Below are 23,083 nucleotides of genomic sequence, written 5' to 3' on the forward strand. Positions count from 1 at the left end.
GGGGTTTTTTTGTTTGTTTTTTTTTTTGGGGGTGGGGGGGGGGGGGGTTGGGGGTGTTTTGGTTAAAACCCCCCCACCCCCCCCCCCCCCACAACCCCCCCCCACGGGTGCCGCGCCGGCATCGCTCACATGCCGCACCTCTGGCACGTGCCGGCGCGGCTACCGGTCGGGTCCCAGCCCTCTCGGACAAGGACGGTGCGGACCTCCGCGGCGACGTCGCACGGGGAATTCCGCACGTCGTTCCAGCCGTAGACGAGGCGCGCCCGGCCGGCGAGTTCCGCCGCGTTGTCCCGTTCCCGGTCACGGAAGGCCACGTCCGCCATCGCGTGAGTGGCCCGGCCGTCGAGCCTGACCGTCGCCGGGGCACCGTGCGAGTCATAGGTGACGTCTTCCCAGAGGGTCTTTCCCTTCACCTCGAAAGGTGTTTGCCGGCTGCCTTGCGGGAGACCGTGTGCGTCTTCGACCGCTTCCTTGTATTCCACCTCCAGTGCTGACATGAGTCCTCCGCCGAGAAGCGCGAGGCCGTGCCGGATGGCGGGCCGGTAGCGGAACGGGGGTCTGAGAAATACGCATTCCTCCATCGCTCGCAAGGAGACTTTGCTGCGACTGGCAAGATCGACCACCGTGGTGGTGGCCAGTTTCGGGGTTCTCTGCGAGGTGGCCAGGTCGACGATCGTGTCCGTCAGGCGGGTCCGGGGCGGCGCTGTTCCGGTCGCGATATGAGGCAAGGCGCGCGAGCGGTGCACGATGACCAGCGGTGGGCACGAGACAGCTGAAAACGTGTACGGAACCGTGATCTCGACCGGGCCTTCGATGACCGGCAGGAGCCCCCATTCTTCGGCGGCGGTGCGATGACTCAAGATGGCGTGGCCGCCGCCGTACTTCAGTGCGGCGTGGATCTTGGCGGACCTGGAGAGTGCGCCGGTGAACATCGCATAAACGCGCGGTAGCACCCGTTGCCAGCGTCCAGCCTCCAGGTTGGCTTCGATATCGGCCACCGTATGGCCATAGGCGCGAAGTTGCCGGGTGTTGACGATTCCATGCTGTTCCGCCAGGAGTACGGGCCAGCTCGGGCGTTGTTCGGCCGGGATCGAGGCCTCGGACCAGCGGCTGTGAGTAGGCACCTTCCCAAGATCGCCGTCCGATGACGGTCATGGCGGGCATGGAGTGAATCTGTGGATAAACAGGTGGAGAGAAGCGGCGGCTGTGGATAACTGGGTCGGGGGGGGGGGGGGGGGGGGGGGGGGGGGGGGGGGGGGGGGGGGGGGGGGGGGGGGGGGCGCCGCGCCCCCCCCCCCCCCCCCCCCCCCCCCCCCCCCCCCCCCCCCCCCCCCCCCCCCACCCCGACCCATGCTTCACCGCAGCATGAACACTCACGAGATCGTTACGCGTCCCCTGTAGCGTTTCGTGTCCCGCGAGCGATGAGTGATTCCCTTGCCGCACAGGCATTCCGCCAAAAGCAGGCGAACGCAGGACACCGGTAACGAACCCGGTCCTCCGGCCGACCAACGGGCAGCGGAATGCGGCTGGAGGAATTCGTCATGAAGATCAGTGTCTTCGGGCTCGGTTACGTCGGTTGCGTGTCGGCGGCGTGCCTGGCCGGACGCGGGCACGAGGTCGTCGGGGTCGACGTGAACCCGGTGAAGATCGACCTCGTCTCCAGTGGCAAGGCGCCGGTGGTCGAAGAGCGGATCGGGGAACTGACCGCGGAAGTCGTCGCCCAGGGCAGGCTGAGAGCGACCACCGACGTAAGACAGGCGATCGCGGACAGCGAAGTCTCCCTCATCTGCGTCGGTACCCCGTCCTCGCCGAACGGCAGCCTGTCGACGGCGTTCCTGGAGCGCGTGGCCGAGGAAATCGGCGAAGCGCTCAGGGAAAAAGCCACCCGGCACACCGTCGTCTTCCGCAGCACCATGCTGCCGGGCACCTGCCTGGACCTGCTCGTCCCCATCCTCGAGAAGGCGTCCGGCCGCACCGCCGGCGTCGACTTCGGGGTCGCGGTGAACCCCGAGTTCCTGCGCGAGGGAAGCAGCGTCAAGGACTTCTTCGACCCGCCCAAGACCGTCATCGGCCAGCTCGACGAGGCCAGTGGCGACGTCGTCGCGGCGCTGTACGAAGGGCTTCCCGGCGAGGTCTTCCGCGTCGCGATCCCGGTCGCCGAGATGACGAAGTACGCCGACAATTCCTTCCACGGGCTCAAGATCGGCTTCGCGAACGAGCTCGGCGCGATCTGCCGTGCGCTGGGGCTCGACTCGCACCAGGTGATCGATGTCTTCCTCGCCGACCGCAAGCTCAACATCAGCCCCGCCTACCTCCGCCCCGGGTTCGCCTTCGGCGGCTCGTGCCTCCCCAAGGATCTGCGCGGCCTGGTCTACGCCGCGCACCGCGCGGACGTCGCCGTCCCGATCCTCTCGCACGTGCTGCCCTCCAACGACGAACACCTCCAGCGTGCCTTCGAACTGGTCGCGCGCACCGGAAAACGCAAGATCGGACTGTTCGGCCTGTCGTTCAAACCCGGCACCGACGACCTTCGCGAGAGCCCGCTCGTCGAGCTCGCGGAGCGGCTGCTCGGCAAGGGTTACGACCTCCGCATCTACGACGCCAACGTCAGCCTTTCGCGGCTGATGGGCGCGAACCGCGAGTACATCGAGGGCAGGCTGCCGCATCTCGGCCAGCTGCTGGCCGGCTCCATCGGCGAGGTCGTCGACCACGCCGAGGTCTGCCTCATCGGCTGCACGGACCCGGAGGTCCTCGCGGCGCTCCCCGCGGGCGGCGGCCACACCATCATCGATCTCGTCCGCGTACCCGACGCCGCCGAGCGCCGGGCTGAAGAGGGATATGTCGGTCTTGCCTGGTAAAGCTCTCATCCTCGTCGAGAACCTTTCCGTCCCCTTCGATCGCCGCGTCTGGCAGGAATGCCAGACCCTTCGCGACGCCGGCTGGGAAGTCCACGTCATCTGTCCACAAGGGACGAAACGGGACACCGAAGCCGAGGTCACCATCGACGGCGTCCACATCCTGCGGTACCCGCTGAAGGCCGCCACCGGTGGTCCGGCCGGGTACGTCCAGGAGTACGGATCGGCGCTGTGGCACACGCTTCGCCTGGCCCGCAAGGTCGGCCGCGTCGACGTCGTGCACGCCTGCAATCCGCCGGACATGCTGTTCCTCGTCGCGCTGTACCTCAAGCGCCAGGGCGCGAAGTTCATCTTCGACCAGCACGACCTCTGTCCTGAGCTGTACCTCTCGCGCTTCGACCGCGGCGAGGATTTCCTGTACCGCGCGGTCTGCGCCCTGGAGCGCCGCACCTACAAGACGGCCGACGTCGTCATCGCGACCAACGAGAGCTACAAGGACGTCGCTGTGAAGCGCGGCGGCAAGTCGCCGGACGACGTCTTCGTCGTGCGCAGCGCGCCCGTGGTCGAGCGGTTCCACATGGTCCCGGCCGAGCCGGAACTGAAGAAGGGCAAGCCGCATCTGCTGGCGTACCTCGGCGTGATGGGCCCGCAGGACGGCGTCGACTACGCGTTGCGCGCGCTCGCGTCGCTGCGTGACGAGGTCGGCCGCGCCGACTGGCACGCCGTGTTCATCGGTTCCGGTGACGCCTTCGACGCCATGGTGGCGTTGTCCAAGGAACTGAAGCTCGACGACCAGGTCGAGTTCACCGGCCGGATCCCCGACGAGGACCTGCTGCGCTACCTGTCCTCGGCCGACGTCTGCCTTTCGCCGGATCCGCTGAATCCGCTCAACGACGTGTCGACCATGAACAAGATCATGGAGTACATGGCGATGAGCCGTCCGATCGTCTCCTTCGAACTGCGGGAGGCGCGGGTTTCGGCGGGCGAGGCCGCGCTTTACGCGCCGGCCAACGACGAGCCGGAGTTCGCGAAGCTGATCGCGCATCTGCTCGATTCGCCGGACGAGCGAGCGAGGATGGGTGAGCTGGGCCGGGCGCGCGTCGCCGGGCCGCTCTCGTGGGAGAACTCCCAGAAAGCCCTGCTCGCGGCCTATGCGGCCGCCGTCCGTTGATCGGCTTCCCGGTCGCGTTTTGAACAAGACTCCGGCGATCCTGTAACCAACACCGCGGTCACTCCGACGGGATTGATGCTGCACCCGCACGCACCGATGGGAGACCCCGGCTTTGACTGACGACACGGTGCGCCTGTCCATGATCGGACAGGTTCTGCGCGGGAGGTGGCGGACCCTGGTGGTCCTCGCCCTCCTCGGCGCCCTGGTCGGCGCGGGATCGTCGGTGATCCTTTCCCCCGGCTACCGGACGACGTCCAGCGTGCTGCTGCAGGGCCCGCGCGAGGCGGACGAGCTGCTCACCCAGGCCGAGGTGGCGACCAGTTCGGTCGTGCTCGACCGGGCCGCCGCCGGGCTCGGCGACGGGCAGACCGGCGCCGATCTGCGGGCCAAGGTGGCCACGTCGGTCGCGCAGGGCAATGTCATCACCATCGAGGCGACCGGTGACACTGCCGAACAGGCGCAGCGGATGGCCGATCAGCTCGCGAGCGAGTTCGTGAAGTACTCGACGCAGATCATCGCCGGTTCCGGGGACGCGGCGGTCCAGCTGGCGCAGGAACGCCGCGAGACGCTGCGGCAGCAGGTCACGCAGACGAACCAGCGCATCAGCGACCTCTCCGCGAAGGTCAACGAAGGCAAGACGACCGTCGAGAGCGTCCAGCTCCGCACCGAACTGCAGGGCCTGCGCTCGACGATCGAGTCGGCGATGTCCAGTTTGAACGCGGCCGACACCGCCAGCGGCCTCGGCAACATGGTCGTCCTCGGCTCGGCCGAACTGCCGTCGTCGGCGGCCGCGCCCACCCTCCCGCAGCTCGCTCTGGGCGGCGCGGCGCTGTTCTTCTTCATCGGCCTGTTCGGCCACCTCTTCACCGCCCGCACCGACCGGCGGCCGCGGGACGAGGAGGAGATCGCCGCGGCGATCGGCAGCCCGGTGCTGGCCACCTTCGACGCCGTCGAACAACCGCCGAGCGACACCACCTTGCGGGCCAAGCTCCTCCGTGACGACCGGCCGTGGAACGTCCCGCGGGTCGACGTCTTCGCCGACGAGATCGACTCCGACGTCTTGTACCGGCGCCTGATCTCCCGGCTGCCGCGCCGCCGGCTGCTCGTGGTCGCCGCCGGCGGCGATCCCACCGGCCAGGCGGCCGCCGAACGGCTCGCCGCCCTCTCCGAGAGGTGGTTCACCGTCGTGACGGTGTCCCCGGCACGGCCCGTCGTCGCGGACACCGACGCGGAAGGCGTCCTCGTCGTGACGAGCCTCGGTGCCCGGTCCGCGTGGGAGCTGGTCGGGATCTCCGAAGCCATCGCCGACGCCGGTCTCGCCATGGTGGGCACCGTGCTGATCCGGCCGGTCCGGCCCGCTCGCACCCGGCCCGGCACGCCCGCCCCGTCCGACCACGAAGCACTGGCAGGTACAGCGTGACCAGCGCCGAAAAAGCGAAGTCCGAGCCGCTCGTCGACCTGCAGCGGCTGGTCGTCTCGGTACGGAGACGACGTCGGCTGTGGGTCGCCACCGCCCTGCTGGGGCTGATCGCCGGCGGGCTGGTCGCGATGCTCCTGCCGTCGCCGCCGACCGCGGTCGCGCAGATCCTCGTGATCCACCCCGACGACTCGCCGACCGACAGCGGAACCCTGATGCGGACCGACGTCGCCGTGCTCAAGACGACGAAGACCGCGGGCGAGGCGCTCAAGAAGCTCAACAGCACCCAGGCGCCGGAGGAATTCCTCAAGGATTACGACGGGCTCGGCCTGACGAACAACGTCCTCCAGCTGACGGTCAAGGGCAAGACCAAGGACGAGGCGCTGGCCCGCGCGCAGGCGATCTCCGACGCCTTCATCGCCGAGTACATCGGCCGCAACCAGGCGGCCGCGGCCGCGCAGCAGAAGGCCCTGCTCGACCAGCGCAACCAGGCGCAGAACGAGCTCACCCCGATCGAAGCGTCGATCGTCACCGAAGAGGCCAAGGGGCGCAACGCCAACCCCGCTCAGCTGGAACGGCTGTACTCGCGCCGCGCCGAGCTGACGTCCAAGATCTCCGACTACGACGGCCGCGCGCAGGAGGCGGGTATCGGCACGCCGAAGGTCGCCGCCGGCACGCAGATCGTGGACGCGCCGCGGATCCTGCCGCATTCGCTGCTCAAGACCCTCGCCACGGACGCCGGGATCGGCTTCGCGCTGGGGTTGCTCGTCGGACTGGGGCTCGCGGCCATCACGAGCGTGGTGAAGGACCGGCCGGTGCTGCGCCGCGAGATCTCGCAGCACCTCGGCGCCTCCGTGATCGCGCAGCTGTCCAAGCCGCCGCGGTTCCTGCGGTCGTCGCGCGCGGCGACCGGGCGGCAGCGGGTCGCGGCGACGCTGGTCCGCGCGGTCCGGCCGGAGGGCGGTTCGGTGTCGCTGCTCGACCTCGGCGCCCGTCAGATCACCGCCGCGCTCGCCGTCGACATGGCGCGCGAGCTGGCCGAGAAGGGGCCGGTCTCGCTCGTCGACGACCTGCCGAAGACGAACCTCCGCGAGCTGGCGGGCGAAGGCCCGATCACGGTGCTGGACCGCGGCGACATCCCGGTGGCGGCGAAGGAACGGCGTATCGGCGTCGGCTCGATCGAGCCCGGCACGGCGTGGACCGACCTCGAATTCCTCGGCGAGGAGACGATCCTCGTCGTGCGCACCGGGTACGCGAACACCGAATGGCTGCACACCGTCGCCCGTCAGCTGGCGGACCGGCGGATCCCGATCATCGGCGTCGTCGTGGTGGACCCGGATCCGCGCGACCACACCGACGGGACGCTGTGGGACGGCCTGCACACCGCGTTGCGCGGTCGCGCCGGTGCCGTGCCGGAGAGCAGGCCGGTGCCCGAAAGCCGTCCGGTGCCCGAGCGGAAGACCTCACCGATGCGGCGGATGCCGGTCGAGCGGGTCCACGGGCCCGCGCCGAAACCGGTCGAGATGTTCCCCCGGGAGAAGAAGAACGGGCGGCGGCATCCGACGCCGTACAAGCGGCCGGAAGAGCACGACAACGCCGATCAGCCGACCAAACGATTCTCGCCTGTGTCACCGGACAACGCCGAAGCCTTGTAGGGGGAGCGAAAGCAGATGTGCGGTATCGCAGGGGCCTATTCCTGGCCGGACGGGGGACCGCTCACCGATCGGCTCACCAAGACACTCGCGCACCGGGGCCCGGACGGTTCCGGCAGGTACGATCACGGCGAAGTCCACTTAGGACATCGGCGCCTGTCGATCGTCGACCTGACCGAGACCGGTGCGCAGCCGATGGTCAAGGACGGGCTCGCGCTCACCTACAACGGCGAGCTGTACAACGCGCCGGAACTGCGGAAGGAACTCGAAGCCGCCGGTGTGCGCTTCCGTGGCACGTCCGACACCGAGGTCCTGCTGGAAGCCTGGCGGAAGTGGGGCACCGACGGCCTGCACCGGCTTCGCGGCATGTTCGCGTTCGGTGTCTTCGACGAGCGTTCCGGCGCCTTGACCTTGGTGCGAGACCAGCTCGGCATCAAGCCGCTCTTCCTGGTGCGCCGCGGCAAGGGCGTCGCGTTCGCGTCCGAGCTGAAGGCGCTGGCCGCCGAACTGGGCGGCTCGCTGACGGTCGACGACACCGCGCTCGTCGCCTCCCTGCTCTACTACTGGGTCCCGGACGGCCGCTGCGCGTTCCGCGAGGCCGAGAAGCTGCCGCCGGGCAGCTGGGCGCGGTTCCGGCCGAACGGCGACGTCGAGCGTGGCACGTTCTGGTCGCTGCGCCAGGTCGCCGAAGAGGGCGCGGCCTATGAGGGCGAGTTCGACCTCAACGCCGTCATCGAGGACTCGACGCGCAAGCACCTGATCTCGGATGTGCCGGTCGCGACGTTCCTCTCCGGCGGGCTCGACTCCAGCTACCTGACCGCGATCGCCGCCCGCGAGCGGCCGGGGATCTCCGCGTACACCATCGGTTTCCGCGCCGAGGACGCGAAGTTCGAGGCCATGCCGGACGACCTGATGTACGCGAAGAAGGTGGCCGCGAAGTTCGGCGTCGACCTGCACGAGATCGAGATCGCGCCGCAGGTGCTGGATCTGCTGCCGCGGATGACGTATCACCTCGACGAGCCGATCGGCGACCCGGCGGCGATCAACAGCTACCTGATCTGCACCGCCGCCCGTGAGGCCGGTGTCAAGGTGATGCTTTCGGGCATGGGCGCCGACGAGCTGTTCGCCGGATACCGCAAACACCTCGCGAACACGCTCGCCGTGCAGTACCAACGGGTTCCGGGTCTCGTGCGAAGGCCCGTGGAGTCCCTTGTGGACAGACTGCCGGTGGCGACGTCGAAGCGTGGGTTCCGTTCCGTCCGGTTCGCCAAGCGATTCCTCTCGTTCGCGGAGCTGCCCGAGGAGACCGCGTTCCGGCGCAGCTACACGATGTACGACCAGGCCGAACTCGTCGGCCTGCTGAACCCGGATCTCGCGGGCGCGGTGGACGACGTGATCACCGAACACGCGGACACCTACCACGACAACACGTTGTCGGACTTCGTGAACCGCATGTGCCTCGCCGATTCCCGGCTGTTCCTGCCCGGGCTCAACCTCGCCTACACCGACCGGTCCAGCATGGCCGCGTCCACCGAGGTGCGGACGCCGTTCGTCGACATCGAGGTCGTGAAGGCCGCGTTCCGGATCCCTGGCGACAAGAAAATCGTGAAGCGCCAAGGGAAGATGGCGCTCAAGGAAGCGGCGCTGTCCATCCTTCCCGCCGAGATCGTGCACCGGCCGAAGGGGCTGTTCAGCGCGCCGCTGCGGGCTTGGATGAGCCGCGACCTCGCGCCGCTGGTGCGCGAGGTGACGAACGAAGGTGAATTGGTGAAGGCCGGGTTCCTCCGCCGGGAGGCCCTGCAACGGCTCGTCGACGAAGACGCGTCCGGGCAGCAGGACCGGTCCAAGCATCTCTGGCACATCTTGACCCTCGAGTACTGGTATCGCGGCGCCGTCGCGGCCCGGACCACCTGATCGCTGAGGAGCGACGTGAAGCAGGTAGTGCAGAACTACAAGAGCGGGGAGCTGGCACTCCTCGACGTCGAAGTGCCCGCGTGCAAACCGGGAGGTGTGCTGGTCCGCACCGCCTATTCGCTGATCTCCACCGGTACCGAGATGATGAAGGTGTCCGAGGCGAGCCTTTCCCTGGTGGGCAAGGCGAAGGCGCGGCCGGATCAGGTCGCGAAGGTGATGCAGAGCGTCGCGGCGAACGGGCTGGGCGCCACCTACCGCAAGGCCATGAACAAGCTCGACTCGTACACGCCGCTGGGGTACTCGCTGTGCGGCGTGGTCGAAGAGGTCGGCGCGGGCATCGACGACGTCGCCGTCGGGGACTACGTGGCGTGCGCGGGGAACGAGCACGCGCTGCACGCGGAACTGAACTGGGTGCCCAAGAACCTCTACTCGAAGGTGCCCGACGGCGTCGACCCGCGGCACGCCGCGTTCGGCACGGTCGGCTCGATCGCGATGCAGGGCGTCCGCCAGGGCGAACCGCAGATCGGCGACATCGCGCTGGTCATCGGGCTCGGCCTGATCGGCCAGCTGGTCGTGCAGTTGCTGGTCGCCTCCGGGGTCCGCGTGGTCGGCGTCGACCCGGACCCGGCGCGGTGCGCGATCGCCGAACGGCTCGGTGCGCTGAAATGCGGTGATCCCGGCTCCGGCGTCATCGACACCGCGGTCGCGGAGATCAGCTCCGGGCACGGCGTCGACCAGGTGTACCTCGCCGCGGGCGGCAGCACGAACGAGCCGGTGGAGCTGGCCGCGAAGCTGGCCCGCGACCGCGGCCGGGTGATCGACATCGGCAAATGCTCGCTGAACCTGCCGTGGAACGCCTACTACGAAAAGGAACTCGACGTCCGGTTCTCCCGCTCGTACGGCCCCGGCCGCTACGACCCGGAGTACGAACTCGAAGGCCGCGACTACCCGATCGGCCAGGTCCGCTGGACCGAGCGCCGCAACCTCGAATGCGTCGTCGACCTGATGGGCAGCGGCCGCCTCGACGTCGAGCCGTTGATCTCGCACGTCTCGGCCTTCTCCGACGCCGTCGAGACGTATCGGAAGCTGAACGAGGGCGAGCTCAAAGCCGTCGCGGTGCTGTTCGAGTACGAGAAGCGCCCGGTCGCCGTCACCGAGCAGGTCGCCGCGGTCACCATGCCGAAGACCGCGTCGGTCCGGGCGGTGCCGAAGCCCGGCAGCTTGCGGATCGGCTTCATCGGCGCCGGCAACTACGCGTCCTCGATGCTCCTCCCGCATCTCGCGGAGATGGAGTACATCGACCTCTACGAAGTCGTCACCACCTCCGCGCTCTCCGGCGCGAACGCCAAGCGCAAGTTCGGCTTCGCCCGAGCCACCACCGATCTCGACACGATGCTCGAAGACTCCTCGATCGACGCCGTGTTCATCGTGACCCGGCACAGCTCGCACGCCGAGCTGACCCGGCGCGCGCTGCTCGCGGGCAAGGCCGTGTTCGTCGAGAAGCCGCTCGCGCTGTCGGAGAAGGAACTCGAGGTCGTCCTCGGCGCGATCGAGGAATCCGGCAACGACCGGCTGCAGGTCGGGTTCAACCGCCGGTTCGCGCCGCTGCTGAACGAGTCGATGCTCCACTTCGGACCGCGGATCGGCCCGGCCTCCGTGCGGTACCTGGTCAACGCCGGTCAGCTCGACGCCGGCAGCTGGTACAACCAGGCCGACAGCGAGGGTTCGCGTTTCGCGGGCGAGGGCGGCCACTTCATCGACACGGTCAGCTGGCTGCTCGGCTCCGACCCGGTGTCCGTGTACGCCACCGCGACCCCCGGCCACCAGGACCTGCAGATCCTGCTGCGCTACCCGGACGGCTCGACCGCGTCGATCGCGTACACCACCAGCGGTTCGTCGGCGTTCCCCAAGGAAACGATCGACGTCACCGCCGACGGCAAGGTGCTGAAGTTCGACGACTTCGCGCGCGCGTCGGTGTTCGGCCGCAAGAAGTGGGCCAGCTCCCGCATCCCCAAGGGGCGGGACAAGGGCCAGGCCGCCGAGCTCGAAGCGTTCGTGAACACGCTGACGACCGGCGTTTCGATGCCGGTGTCGGTCGAGTCGCTCGTTTCGACGACGCTGGCCACGCTCGCGGTGAACCGCAGCCTGGAGACCGGTGCTCCGGTGCGGATCAACGCCAAGGAGGGGCTGGGCTGATGGATCCGTCCTGGTACCTGCGAAGACTGTCGAGGATGGGGCCCGCCGAGGTCGCGGGCCGCGTCACCGACGTCGTGCGCAAACGCCAGTGGCGCGGGGTCGCGAGCGAGACGCCGGCTTGGCTGCCGGACCGGCGATTCGCGACGGTGCCCGGTGAAGACGTCCTCTCCGCCGTATCCGGTGAAGCGGTGAAGGATCTGCTCGTCACCGCCGACCGGCTGATGGACGGGCGCGCCGAGTATTTCGGCGTCGAGCGGGACGACCTCGTCGACCCGGACTGGTCGCACGACCCGAAGACCGGGCGCCGCGCACCGTCCGATGTGTACTCCTTCGACATCCCGTACCGGAGCGAGGAGACCGTCGGCGACATCAAGCAGATCTGGGAGCCGTCGCGGCATCAGCACCTCACCGTGCTGGCCGCCGCGTACGCTCTGACCGGCGAGGACCGGTACGCCGAACGCGTCGCCGCGCACCTGAAGTCGTGGTGGGCGGCCAACCCGCCGATGCGCGGGGTGCACTGGGTCAGCGGGATCGAACTCGGCATCCGGCTGCTGTCGTGGGTGTGGGTCCGGCGGCTGCTCGACGGCTGGGCGCAAGCGCCGGCGCTGTTCGAGGACAACCCCGTGGCGCTCAACCAGATCTGGCACCACCAGCGCTGGCTGGCCGCGTTCCCGAGCCGGGGTTCCTCGGCGAACAACCATGTGATCGCCGAGGACGCCGGACAGCTCGCCGCGGCTTGCGCGTTCGCCTGGTTCCCGGAATCCGCCCGGTGGCGGGATTCGGCGCTGGCGTCGCTGGACAAGATGCTGCGGCACAACACCTTCGACTCCGGCCTCAACCGGGAACTCGCCACCGAGTACCACGGGCTCGTCCTGGAGCTGGGGCTCGCCGGGGCGCTGGAGGCGAAGGCCGCCGGTGTCGCGGTGCCCGAGTCGACCTGGCTCGTGCTGCTCCGGATGACCGACGCACTGGCGTCCATTGTGGACAATCGGCTGAGGCCGCCGCGGCAAGGCGACGCGGACGACGGCTTCGGTCTCATCGTCGACGGTGCCGAGACGAGCCGCTGGGCGTCGCTGATCGACACCGGATCCGTCCTTTTCGGACGGTTGGACTGGTGGCCGGAGACACCGGGTGGTGACGTCCGCACGCAGCTCTTTTCCGCGCTGGCCAAGGACATCCCGGTCGAGGCGCGGCGCCCGGTGCGGCGGCGGGACGATTTCGCCGACGCGGGAATGACGATCCTGCGGGACGGCGAAATCTGGTGCCGGTGCGACGGCGGGCCGCACGGCTTCCTGTCCATCGCCGCCCACGCGCACGCGGACGCGCTCTCGGTGGAGGTCCGGCACGACGGCGTCGACCTCCTCGCCGACCCGGGAACCTACTGCTACCACGGCGAACCGAAGTGGCGGTCGTACTTCCGGTCCACGGCAGGGCACAACACGCTGGAACTCTCCCGCGCCGACCAGTCCGTTTCCGGCGGGCCGTTCCTGTGGACGAAACACGCGGTGACCACCGTGATCGCGGCGGGAACGCCGTCGCGCTGGAGCGCGGAACACGACGGCTACGCACCGTCCGTGCACCGGCGTTCGGTGGAGCTGGACGGCACTGACCTGAGGATTCTCGACGAGGTTCGAGGCGGCGAGGCACAGCTCTGCCGCCTCGCGTTCCACCTCGGACCCGCCGTCGAGGTCGTCTTGGCCGGGAGCAGGGCCGTCCTGTCGTGGACGGTCGACGGCCGGGACAGGTCGGCTTCGTTCGAGCTCCCACCGGAGCTCACCTGGTCGGCGCATCGCGGCGAGACCACGCCGCCGATGGGCTGGTATTCGGCCGGGTTCGGCCGTCGCGAGCCCGCGTGGACCCTGCTCGGTGGCGGAACCGTCGCCGACGGTGCCACGTTCACCAGCGTGCTCACCTTCGAATCAGGTAACGAGGACCCTCCATTGTGATCGCACGACCGCACCGCCTCCGCCGGGCAGCGCTTCTGGTGCTGCTCGGCTCATTGACGCTCACCGCCTGCACGACCCCGGTCGAGGAACCGGGACCGGATCCGGCCAAGCCGCCACCCTCCGCGCAGGTGTGCGACAAGCTGCCGGAGGGCCCGGCCGAAGCGCCGGCGGGAGCGGTGAAGATCGACCCGGCGGTGCAGGGCGACCTCGCCACGAAGACCCGTTCGAACCCGGCCGGGACGACGTTCTGGCTGGCGCCGGGGACGCACAAACTCGGCGACGACCGCTACGACCAGGTCAACCCGAAGCCGGGCAACGTCTACATCGGCGGACCGAAGGCGATCCTCGACGGCCGAAAGATCAACCAATACGCCTTCTCCGGGAACGCCGCCGACGTCAAGATCCGCACCCTGACCGTCCAGGGTTTCGCCGCGCCGCACGACGAAGGCGTGGTCAACCACGACTCGGCCGACGGATGGGTCATCGAGCACAGCACCGTCCAGGACAACGACGGCGCGGCGCTGATGGCGGGCGCGCGGCAACAGGTCCGCGGGAACTGCCTGCGGCGCAACGGGCAATACGGGATGAACGCCTACGCGCAGGACAACCGGATCACCGGTCTCGTCGTCGACGGCAACGAGATCACCGGCAACAACACCGGTGACTGGGAAGCCAAGATCGACGGCTGCGGCTGCTCCGGCGGGATCAAGTTCTGGTCGGTCGACGGCGCCGACATCACCGGCAACTGGGTGCACGACAACCGCGGCGTCGGCTTGTGGGCCGACACGAACAACAACGACTTCCGCATCGAGGCCAACGTCATCGAGAACAACGACGGCGCGGCGCTGATGTACGAGACCAGCTACAACGCCGTCATCGCGGGGAACACCATCCGCCGCAACAACGCGGTGGACGGCAAGCGCTACATCGACCGCGGCGACAGCTTCCCGGTCGCGTCGATCTACGTGTCCGAATCCGGCGGCGAGCCGAGGGTGAAGGCGCGGACGGACAAACTGGAGATCTCCGGGAACACGTTCGAGAACAACTGGAACGGCGTCACCCTGTGGGAGAACTCCGACCGGTTCTGCAACAGCCCGGCCAACACCTCGTCCGGGTCCTGCACACGGCTGGTGCCCGAGCAGGCGAAATGCGCGCAGCCCGCGATCGCGGCGGGCGGGTTGAACGCCGACTGCCGGTGGAAGACCCAGCGCGTCGAGATCCACCACAACCGGTTCGTGCTCGACCCGGCCGTCGCCGGCTGTGAAGAGAGCTGCGCGCGGATGGCGATGCTCGCGAACTTCGGCACGTACCCGGAGTGGTCGCCGTACAAGGGCGAGGTCGTCCAGCAGGCGATCACGTTCCACCAGGGCAACCGGTTCTACGACAACGTCTACTCCGGGCCCTGGAACTTCGTCGCGTTCGAGCCGAGCCGCGTCCTCGGCTTCGGCGAGTGGCAGGGCGCGCCGTACAAACAGGACCAGGGCAGCAAACTGACCCGTGCGGGAGGTGGCTGACATGCTCGAATCCGCGGTCCGTCCGGCGGCGGCGATCCGGAGCACGCCCAAGGCGGTCGGCATCGCCTGGACGCTGCTGATCATCAACACGCTGGGCTCGACAGGGGCGAAGACGGTCATCCCGCTGCCGAGGTCCGTCAGCCAGCTGATCACCATGGGCGCGCTGGGCACCGCGTTCCTGATCGCGCTCGCGCTGAACGCCAGGCTGCGGATCAGGCCGAGCGCGTATCTCTTCCTGCTCACGGTGCTGCTGGTGCTGAGCGTGGTCGCGAGCCTGAACCTGGAAGGCGGCTACGGCGCGCTGTTCCGCTGCTTCCGGTTCGGGCTCTTCCTCAGCACGTTGTGGTTGCTGACCCGCTGGTGGAACGGCGGCCTCGACCTGGTCCGCACCCATATCCGCGCTTACGGCGTGGTGCTGGTGACCGTGGTGATCGGGCTCGCGCTGAGCCCGGGCAAGGCGATGCCGTTCGAATACGGCGGACGGCTCACCGGGACGCTCTGGCCGCTGACCCCGCCGCAGGTCGGCCAGTACGCGGCCATCGTCATCGGGCTCACGACCCTGCTGTGGCTCGGCGGGAAACTGGAGCGGCGGAACGCGCTGGTCGTCATCGTGCCGTCGTTCGCGATCCTGCTGCTGACCCACACCCGGACCGCGATGCTCGGCCTGGTGGCCGGGACCGTGGTCGCGCTGATGTCGCAGTGGATGTCCAGCGCCCGCGCGCGCAAGGTGTTCACCGGGCTGGTCCTCGGCGGGGTGTTCTGCGTGGCGGCGCTCGGCGGACTGCTGCAGACCTGGTTCCTGCGGGGCCAGTCCGAGGAGAACTTCTCCAGCCTCACCGGCCGCGCGAAGGTGTGGGACGCGCTGCTCGACGCGCCGCGGACGACGCTCGAGTACCTGTTCGGTGTCGGGCTGACCGACAAGTCTTACGACGGGCTCCCGATCGACAGCAGCTGGCTCGCCGTGTACCACGAACAGGGCTATGTCGGGATCGCGATCGTGGCCGCGTTCCTGCTCGTGCTGGTGGTGGTCGCGGTATTGCGGCCGCCGTCGCCGGCCAGGGCCTGCGCGATCTTCCTGATCACCTACTGTCTTTCCGCCTCCTACACCGAGGCGGGCCTCGGCGACGCGTCGCCGTACCTGCTGCACCTGGCCTTGGCCGCGTCGCTGCTGGTGCGTGTGCCCGCCGAGAACCCGGAGTTTCTCAAGGAGACTGTGTGAAGGTCCTCGTGATCCACAATCGGTACCGATCCGAGCAGCCGAGCGGGGAGAACAACGTCGTCGACCAGGAGACCGCGCTGCTGGCCGAGGCCGGGCACGAAGTCGGCCTGTTCGAGCGGCGCAGCGACGACATCGCGGAGATGTCCTTGCCGCGCAAGGCCGTCGTCCCGCTGCGGGTGCCGTGGAACCGGGCGGTGCGCGCGGAACTGGCCAGGCGCCTGGCCGACGACCGGCCGGACGTCGTGCACATCCACAACACGTTCCCGCTGCTTTCGCCGTCCGTGCTGGCCGCGTGCACGGACGCCGGGGTCCCGACGGTCGCGACCTTGCACAACTACACCCAGATCTGCCCGCCCGGCACGCTGTACCGCGAGGGCTACATCTGCACCGACTGCGTGGGCCGCAAGCCGATCCCGGCGGTGCGGCACGGGTGCTACCGCGGCTCGGGGCTCGCCACCGTGCCGATGGCGGCGAGCATGGTGCTGAACCGCAACCGCTGGTGGACCGGCGTTTCGCGGTTCTTCTGCATTTCGCGGGCGCAACGCGAGATCCTGATCGCCGGCGGGATGCCCGCCGAGCGGCTCGCGGTGAAGTACAACTACGTCACCGACCCGGGCAAGACGCGCAAGGGCGCGGGGGAGCACCTGCTGTTCCTCGGCCGGATCACCGAGGAAAAGGGCATCGGCCTGCTGATGAAGGCTTGGGACCGGCTCGTCGCGGCGGGCGGCCCGGTGCCGCCGCTGGTGATCGCCGGCACCGGCCCGATGCAGGACGAGGTCGCGCGCTGGGCCCACGGCCGGGACGACGTCCGCTACGTCGGCCTTCAGTCCAAAGTGGAGTGTCAAGACCTGATCGTCCGCTCGAACGCCGTCATCGCCCCGTCGGACTGGCTGGAAGCGTTCGGGCTGGTCGTGGTCGAGGCGATGGCCGCCGGTGTCCCCACCGTCGCCGCCGCGCACGGCGCCTTCCGCGAACTCGTCGAAGACGGCGTCACCGGCCTGCTGCACGAACCCGGGGACCCCGAGTCGCTGGCGGACCGGTTGCGCGAGATCGTCGGCGACGCCGAACGAAACCAGGAGATGGGCTGGGCGGCCCGGCTGGTGTACGAGCAGGAGTTCACCCCGAAGGTCGGTCTCGAACGGCTCATCGGCGGCTACCAGGCCGCGATCGACGCGTGATCACCGGTCCGCCCGCGGTCCCGCCACGGGCGCGGATCCCGCTCTGGACACTGGGCGTCTTCGGCTTCGTCGTCGCCCTCGTCCTCGGCTTGCGCTACGCCGGGACCTCGCACACCGCCGGACTGGACGCGCTCGTGCTCCCCGTCGTCGACCGTGTCGAGGGCCCGCTCTGGTACCTGGCGACCGCCATCGACTTCGCGGGCGAACCGGTGGGCGCGGTGGTGGTGATCGCGCTGTTCGGCTGGCTGTGCCTGCGGCACCGGCGATCGCGTACGGCGATCCTGATGCTGGCCGCCAGCGCGGTGACGGTGGCGCTGACCTCGGGACTGAAACCCTTGACCGGCCGTCTGATCCATGGTGAGTTCCTCTCTTATCCAAGCGGGCATACGGCCTTCGCGGTGACCGTCGCGACCGTTGTCGCGCTGCTGGTGATCGATGTCCGGGGCCTCGGGACTGGCGGCTCTGTCGCGGTGCTGGTGGGGCTGGACGCGTTCGCGGGGCTTGCGATGGGGTGGGCCGAGGTGGCGCTGGGGGCGCACTATCCGACGGACACCTTCGGGGGGTTCGGGGTCGCTGTCGCGGTGGTGCCGGTGGTGGGCTGGGTGGTGGACCGGCTCATGCGGCCCGCTTGACGTTCGGTCTCGGCCGGGCCTGCGCCGTCCGGAAGGCGGCTTGCAGCTCGCGCTCGACTTGTGCCGGCTCGGTGCGCAGCCGGGACGGCAACGTCTGGAGCACGACGATCCCCGCCGCGACATAACGCGCGTTGCGCGCGACGGTGGTGCGATGGCCGTCGAGGCCGGCGTGGTGGCGGTAGGAATCGATCTCCCAGGCGAAGGCGCACTCGTCGCACCAGAAGTCCGGGGTGGCGATGTAGTTCCCGTTCGCGTCGAAGATCGGGACGTTCCAGTGTCCGGGCGGGAGGCCGGATCTTCGCCAGAGCCGCCAAGCGTCGGCCTCCGCGACGGATCTCGCTCCGGCGAGGAGCGGGGCCAGGGCTTTCCGGGGCAGGGCGGTTCCGGTGCGGCCGGCTTGGTCCAGTTCGCAGGTGAGCATTTCGGTGGTGCAGAAGCGGCGTTGGACGGACTCGGCCATCATCGCCTGGATCTCGTCTTCGCCGGTGAGTCTTCCGGCGGCGTCGATGACGGCTCGGGGGACGGGCGCCACCGGGAGATCTCCCCGGAAGTGGGGGCGTGGAAGGCGGTGAGTCCGCTCTATGCGGGCGAACCCGGCATCGGTCACACCGCGGTTCGCCGGGATGAGGACATGGATTTCCTCCTGCTGAGGAACCCTTTCCAGACCGTGTCGGCGGAGTGCCCAAACGCCGGTGAGCACCGCGTCTCGACGGGCATGGAGGAGTGCGGCGCGGACGCGATGCTCATCGTTCGGTGGGCCGCTGCTCAGCAGCACGACTCCGGGCAGGAGCGTCTGCCAGGGCCCGCCCGCCGCGCATCGGCGAGAGATGGTCCGTCGTGGCACTCCGATCTGTTCGAGATCGGTCGCGCGGACCACCTCCGGATGACCCGGGGCGGTGAGCAGGGGATCGGTAGTCCAGGTTCCTCGTCGCACCGGATCATCGTGCGCCTCGCCACCGACAATTTCCGCTCTCGGGTGGCGCGAAAGTCCCTCTCACGTCGAAAAGGTGGCGACGATGTAGGAATTGGGACACTCAACGTCCCAATTCCTACATCGTCGCGGGAGGTCCCCACTGCTCTCCACTCAGCACCCACCATCCCCAAAAGAACTACAAGCATCCTGCGAGTAAGGATCCCCCTGCCACTCCGAAACCCCCACCGTCCGCGATGTGTCATGAACAACGAACCGCCACTCACCCGAGTAAGCGTTGTCGTACCACCGATTCCCCTGCCGGAACGTGACAGCGTCCGAAACGGACGAACCCCGATAAGGCGACCACTCCGGAAAAGTCCCGAAGTTCGCCAAGAGCGCCATCCGCCCGCAATATCCTGAGCAGGAAGACCCGTGGGAGAACTTGTTGCCGTGAATCGAAACCCGCTGCGTCTTCCACCGGCAGTCGTCGTACAACGGACGCGATGAGATCCCGGGAGCGGAACAGGAAGAGACCGAAGGAACGAGAAGCGTGCAAGAGCCGGAAGAAGTGTTCGCCGGGCTGTTGCAGAAGCGGTCGGCATTCTCCCACAGGGTGATTCCGGACCAGTTGTCCTCGAAGACGTTGTCGACGATCTCCACCAGCGAAGTCCGGGCAGGGACACGCGGCTCACCGCCGGATTCCGAGATGTACACCGTCCCGACCGGGAAATCGTCCCCGCGAGCGGCGAAAGCCCGGCCTTGCACGAGCGTGTTCCGCCGGAAGGTGTTCCCGCGGACCACGACGTTGTAGGAGATCTCGTAGAACAACGCCTCCGCCTCGTTGTCCTCGATCAGGTTGTCCTCGATGAGGAAGTCGTTGTTGTTCGTGTCCGCCCACAGCCCGGCGCCGTGGTTGTGGTGGACCCAGTTGCCGCGGACGTCGGCGCCGTTCACCGCCCAGAATTTCGCGCCGCCGCTGCAGCCGCAGCCGGGTTCCTTCGTTTCCCAGTCGTCGGTGTTGTTCCCGGTGATCTCGTTGCCCTCGACGAGCAGCCCGGTGATGCCGTCGCCCGCCCGGTAGGCGTTGATGCCGTACTGCCCGTTGTTCCGCAGGCAGTTCCGGAGGATCTCCTGACGCGGTCCCGCCATCATCGCGGCGCCGCGGTTGTCCTCGATCGTGTTGCCTTCGATGGTCCAGTGTTCGCCCGAGTCGTGGTTGACCACGCCTTGATCGCGCGGCGCCGCGAAACCGCGGATCGTGAGGCCGCGGATGACGACGTCGCGCGCCTGCTGGGTGAACGCGTAACGGTTGACGCCGCCACCGTCCAGCACGGCACCGGGCGCGCCGAGGTAGGCGTTGCCGTCCTTGGGGATGATCTGTCCGAACTCGTCCGGGTCCAGCGTGTGCTTGCCCTCGGTCAGCCAGAATGTCGTGCCGGCCGGGAGTTCGCGGGTCTTCGCGGAAAGGTCCGTCCCCGGCGAGACGACCACGGCGCCGTCCGGTTTCCCCGGGCTCACCGGCCCCGCGGCGCAGGCCGCGACAGGAGCCGTCGAAGCCGGGACGACTCCTGTCGCGAGCAGCAGCAGTACAACGAGGAACGCGGGCATACTGGAACGGTAATCCGGTATCGACCGTCCCAGATGGACACTTACAGGTGAACCTTCAGCAGGTCACCGTCTCTCCGAAGCCGCTGCACGTGTCCTGCAGGTAGGGCGACGCCTGCCACTGCGCCGCGGTCAGCCGCCGCGACGTGTCGTGGGCGACGAACGTCCACGGACCGTAGTACTGGTTGTCGTACCACCGGTTGTCCTGCCGGAAGGTGATCGCCTCCGAGATCGTCTGTCCCTTGTAGGGAGACCAGGCCGGGAAGGTCCCGTAGTTCGAGAGCACCGCCATCCGCCCGCACAGGTCGAGACAACCTTCCAGCGACGAGTCGAACTCGAAGGTGTTCTCGTGCACCGAAACGTGCTGCGTCTTCCAGCGGCAGTCGCTGTACAGCGGCTCGGTCGCGATGCCCGGGTCGGAGCAGGAGGACGTCGGGGAGACCAGCGCCGTACACGAGAGCGTCGAGGTGTTGGCCGGGCTGTTGCAGAAGCGGTCGGCGTTCTCCCACAGCGTGATCCCCGACCAGTTGTCGGAGAACATGTTGCCGCGGATGTCGATCCGGCCGGTGCGGGCGGGCAGTCTGGGCTCGCCGCCCGATTCGCTGAGATACACCGCGGCGACCGGGAAGTTGTCGCCCTTCGCGGCCCGTTTCCGGCCTTGCACCAGCGCGTTCCGCCTGAACGTGTTCCCGATCAGGTCCAGGTTGTAGGAGATCTCGTAGAACAGGCCCTCGGAGTCGTTGTCCTCGATCAGGTTGTCTTCGATGAGGAAGTCGTTGTTGTTCGTGTCGGCCCAGAGCCCGACACCGTGGTTGTGGTGGACCCAGTTGCCGGTGATGTCGGCACCGTTGACGGACCAGAACTTGGCCCCGCCGCTGCAGCCGCAGCCCGGGATCTTCGTCTCCCAGTCGCCGGTGTTGTTCCCGGTGATCTCGTTGCCCTGGATCACCAGGTCGGCCAGCCCGGCGCCGAACCGGTAGGCGTTGATGCCGTACTGCCCGTTGTTCCGCAGGCAGTTCCCGATCACCCGCTGGCCGGTCCCGGTCATCATCCCGGCGGCGTCGTTGTCCTCGATGACGTTGCCTTCGATGGTCCAGTGGTCGCCGGAATCGTGATTGACCACGCCTTGGTCGCGTTCGGCGACGAAGCCGCGGATGGTCAGCCCGCGGATCACCACGTCCTTGGCCGAGGTGGTGAAGGCCGCGCGGTTGATCCCGCGTCCGTTGAGCACGGCGCCGGGTGCGCCGAGGTAGACGTTGCCGTCCTTGGGCATCACCTGGCCGAACTGGTCGGGGCTCAGCGTGTGCTCGCCCGGTGACAGCCAGAACGTGGTCCCCGGCGGGCTGAACCGGGTCCGGTCGGTCAGATCGGTGCCTGGATCGACGACCTGGGCGCCTTCCGGGGCGGAAGGGACGCCGACGGTCGTGCCGCACACCCCTCGAGTCGGCTCTTCGGACGCCACCGCTGTGTGCACAACGGCGACCTGGAGCAGTAGTACGGACAACGCGGCGCAGAGCACCCGCGTGCCGGTCGAGCGGTCTGCGATCCCTGAACTCATACCCTTCTCCGAAATACCGGCTTCACCGGACGGCCACCCAGCCACGGCGCCGGATCATCCGCGTCGAGCGCTTTGCGGTACACGAGGCATGCCTGCGAGACCACTTCGACCGTCCGGTCGATGTCTGCTTCGGACAACGCGCTGCTGACCACGAACGACGGTCCGAGGACCCCGCCCGTGACCAGTTGCCGCAGGAACAACGTTCGGTAGTCCTGCGACGGTTTCTTCTCGGCGTCGAGCGTGCCGAAGACGAGATTGCTCGCCCGGCCGCGCAAGACGACGTGTTCCTCGACTCCCGCCGAGGCCGCGGCTTCGCGGATCCCGGCGGCGAGCCGGTCGCCGAGCGCGTGCAGCCGCGCGGCGATGCCTTCTTCGGTGTAGGTCTCCATGACCGCGATCGCGGCGGCCAGCGAATGCGTTTCGGCGCCGTGCGTGGTGGACAGCAGGAAGACGCGCTCCTTGGCGGTGCGCAGGCCGCCGAGTTCCATCAGCTCGCGTTTGCCTGCCAGCGCCGAGACGGCGAACCCGTTGCCGAGCGCCTTGCCGAACGTCGAGAGGTCCGGCGTGACGCCGTAGAGACCCTGCGCGCCCTTCTCGGACCAGCGGAAACCGGTGATCATCTCGTCGAAGATCAGGACGCAGCCGTACCGGTCGGCGAGTTCCCGCAGGCCGACGAGGTACCCGGCGGGCGGTTCGAGCTGGGTGGCCGGTTCCAGGATCAGGCAGGCGACCCGGCCGGCGTTCTCCCGCAGCAACCGTTCCGCCGCCGGAAGGTCGCCGTAGGGGAACGAGACGGTGAGATCGGTGATCCCGTCCGGGATCCCCGTCGACATCGGCGTGGTGCCGATGAACCAGTCGTCGATGGAGAAGAACGCGTGATCGCCGCAGATCGCCACCAGTGGCCTGCCGGTGGCCGCCCTGGCGAGTTTGACCGCGGCCGTGGTGGCGTCCGAGCCGTTCTTGGCGAATTTGACCATCTCTGCGGTCGGCACGGTTTCGAGGAACTTCGTCGCCGCGCGTTCCTCCACAATGGACGGACGGGCGAAGTTGGTGCCCCGGTCGATCTCGCGGTGGGCGGCTTCGCTCACTCGCGGGTGCACGTGCCCGAGGCTGACCGCGCGCAGCCCCGAGCCGTACTCGATGTATTCGTGCCCGTCGACGTCCCAGACATGCGAGCCGAGCCCGTGCGAGATGACCGGTGCCAAGTTCTCCGGGTACTGGTCGTCGCCCTTGGCGTAGGTGTGCGCCCCGCCGGGGATCATCGCGTGGAGGCGTTCGTTGGCCCGCATGGATCGGGGGAGATGGCGGGTCAT

At 68.6% G+C, this 23,083-nt stretch carries 16 protein-coding genes; 11 read left to right on the forward strand and 5 right to left on the reverse strand.

What is annotated here, in order from left to right; genetic code table 11:
• Window positions 1–125 precede the first annotated feature (125 nt).
• Entirely contained in the window at window positions 126–1,124 is a 999-nt protein-coding gene (locus tag ACIRGA_RS02620) for a hypothetical protein (protein ID WP_400935919.1), read from the reverse strand.
• A gap of 417 nt (window positions 1,125–1,541) precedes the next feature.
• Between ACIRGA_RS02620 and ACIRGA_RS02625 the strand changes: the two genes are divergently transcribed.
• The 11 genes from ACIRGA_RS02625 to ACIRGA_RS02675 all read left to right on the forward strand — a co-directional run bounded on the left by ACIRGA_RS02625 (window position 1,542) and on the right by ACIRGA_RS02675 (window position 17,694).
• A complete protein-coding gene (locus ACIRGA_RS02625) occupies window positions 1,542–2,858 on the forward strand; it encodes a nucleotide sugar dehydrogenase (RefSeq protein ID WP_400935921.1) in 1,317 nt (438 codons plus the stop codon).
• On the forward strand, window positions 2,839–4,026 hold the full coding sequence (locus tag ACIRGA_RS02630) for a glycosyltransferase family 4 protein (protein ID WP_400935923.1): 1,188 nt from the start codon (window positions 2,839–2,841) through the stop codon (window positions 4,024–4,026). The genes ACIRGA_RS02625 and ACIRGA_RS02630 overlap by 20 nt, the downstream gene beginning before the upstream one ends.
• 139 nt (window positions 4,027–4,165) lie before the next feature.
• Window positions 4,166–5,446, forward strand: a complete 1,281-nt coding sequence (locus ACIRGA_RS02635) for an exopolysaccharide biosynthesis protein (protein ID WP_400935925.1) — start codon at window positions 4,166–4,168, stop codon at window positions 5,444–5,446.
• Window positions 5,443–7,098, forward strand: a complete 1,656-nt coding sequence (locus ACIRGA_RS02640) for a Wzz/FepE/Etk N-terminal domain-containing protein (protein WP_400935927.1) — start codon at window positions 5,443–5,445, stop codon at window positions 7,096–7,098. Before ACIRGA_RS02635 ends, ACIRGA_RS02640 begins: the two co-directional genes overlap by 4 nt.
• A gap of 15 nt (window positions 7,099–7,113) precedes the next feature.
• Window positions 7,114–9,009, forward strand: a complete 1,896-nt coding sequence (asnB, locus tag ACIRGA_RS02645) for an asparagine synthase (glutamine-hydrolyzing) (RefSeq protein ID WP_400935929.1) — start codon at window positions 7,114–7,116, stop codon at window positions 9,007–9,009.
• 15 nt (window positions 9,010–9,024) lie between these two features.
• The gene (locus tag ACIRGA_RS02650; protein ID WP_400935931.1) at window positions 9,025–11,205 is read left to right on the forward strand and encodes a bi-domain-containing oxidoreductase; all 2,181 of its coding nucleotides are present in this window, start codon (window positions 9,025–9,027) and stop codon (window positions 11,203–11,205) included.
• Window positions 11,205–13,151, forward strand: coding sequence for an alginate lyase family protein (locus ACIRGA_RS02655; protein ID WP_400935933.1), 1,947 nt, complete (start codon window positions 11,205–11,207; stop codon window positions 13,149–13,151). The genes ACIRGA_RS02650 and ACIRGA_RS02655 overlap by 1 nt, the downstream gene beginning before the upstream one ends.
• Window positions 13,148–14,665: a right-handed parallel beta-helix repeat-containing protein gene (locus tag ACIRGA_RS02660; protein ID WP_400935935.1), complete on the forward strand. Its 1,518-nt coding sequence runs from the start codon at window positions 13,148–13,150 to the stop codon at window positions 14,663–14,665. Before ACIRGA_RS02655 ends, ACIRGA_RS02660 begins: the two co-directional genes overlap by 4 nt.
• 1 nt (window position 14,666) lies before the next feature.
• A complete protein-coding gene (locus tag ACIRGA_RS02665; RefSeq protein WP_400935937.1) occupies window positions 14,667–15,884 on the forward strand; it encodes an O-antigen ligase family protein in 1,218 nt (405 codons plus the stop codon).
• The gene (locus ACIRGA_RS02670; RefSeq protein ID WP_400935939.1) at window positions 15,881–17,062 is read left to right on the forward strand and encodes a glycosyltransferase family 4 protein; all 1,182 of its coding nucleotides are present in this window, start codon (window positions 15,881–15,883) and stop codon (window positions 17,060–17,062) included. Before ACIRGA_RS02665 ends, ACIRGA_RS02670 begins: the two co-directional genes overlap by 4 nt.
• Window positions 17,059–17,694 carry a phosphatase PAP2 family protein gene (locus tag ACIRGA_RS02675; protein ID WP_400935941.1) on the forward strand — a complete coding sequence of 212 codons (636 nt, stop codon included), beginning with the start codon at window positions 17,059–17,061 and terminating at the stop codon, window positions 17,692–17,694. Before ACIRGA_RS02670 ends, ACIRGA_RS02675 begins: the two co-directional genes overlap by 4 nt.
• Here ACIRGA_RS02675 and ACIRGA_RS02680 read toward each other — a convergent pair.
• The 4 genes from ACIRGA_RS02680 to ACIRGA_RS02695 form a co-directional block, all read right to left on the reverse strand.
• The gene (locus tag ACIRGA_RS02680) at window positions 17,678–18,226 is read right to left on the reverse strand and encodes a hypothetical protein (protein ID WP_400935943.1); all 549 of its coding nucleotides are present in this window, start codon (window positions 18,224–18,226) and stop codon (window positions 17,678–17,680) included. The genes ACIRGA_RS02675 and ACIRGA_RS02680 overlap by 17 nt on opposite strands.
• Window positions 18,227–18,778: 552 nt before the next feature.
• A complete protein-coding gene (locus tag ACIRGA_RS02685; protein ID WP_400935945.1) occupies window positions 18,779–20,215 on the reverse strand; it encodes a right-handed parallel beta-helix repeat-containing protein in 1,437 nt (478 codons plus the stop codon).
• A gap of 55 nt (window positions 20,216–20,270) precedes the next feature.
• Complete coding sequence (locus tag ACIRGA_RS02690) at window positions 20,271–21,770, reverse strand: right-handed parallel beta-helix repeat-containing protein (protein ID WP_400935947.1); 1,500 nt, start codon at window positions 21,768–21,770, stop codon at window positions 20,271–20,273.
• The gene (locus ACIRGA_RS02695; RefSeq protein WP_400935949.1) at window positions 21,767–23,083 is read right to left on the reverse strand and encodes a glutamate-1-semialdehyde 2,1-aminomutase; all 1,317 of its coding nucleotides are present in this window, start codon (window positions 23,081–23,083) and stop codon (window positions 21,767–21,769) included. Before ACIRGA_RS02695 ends, ACIRGA_RS02690 begins: the two co-directional genes overlap by 4 nt.

Source organism: Amycolatopsis sp. NPDC102389 (genome assembly GCF_044765885.1).
Taxonomy (GTDB): domain Bacteria; phylum Actinomycetota; class Actinomycetes; order Mycobacteriales; family Pseudonocardiaceae; genus Amycolatopsis.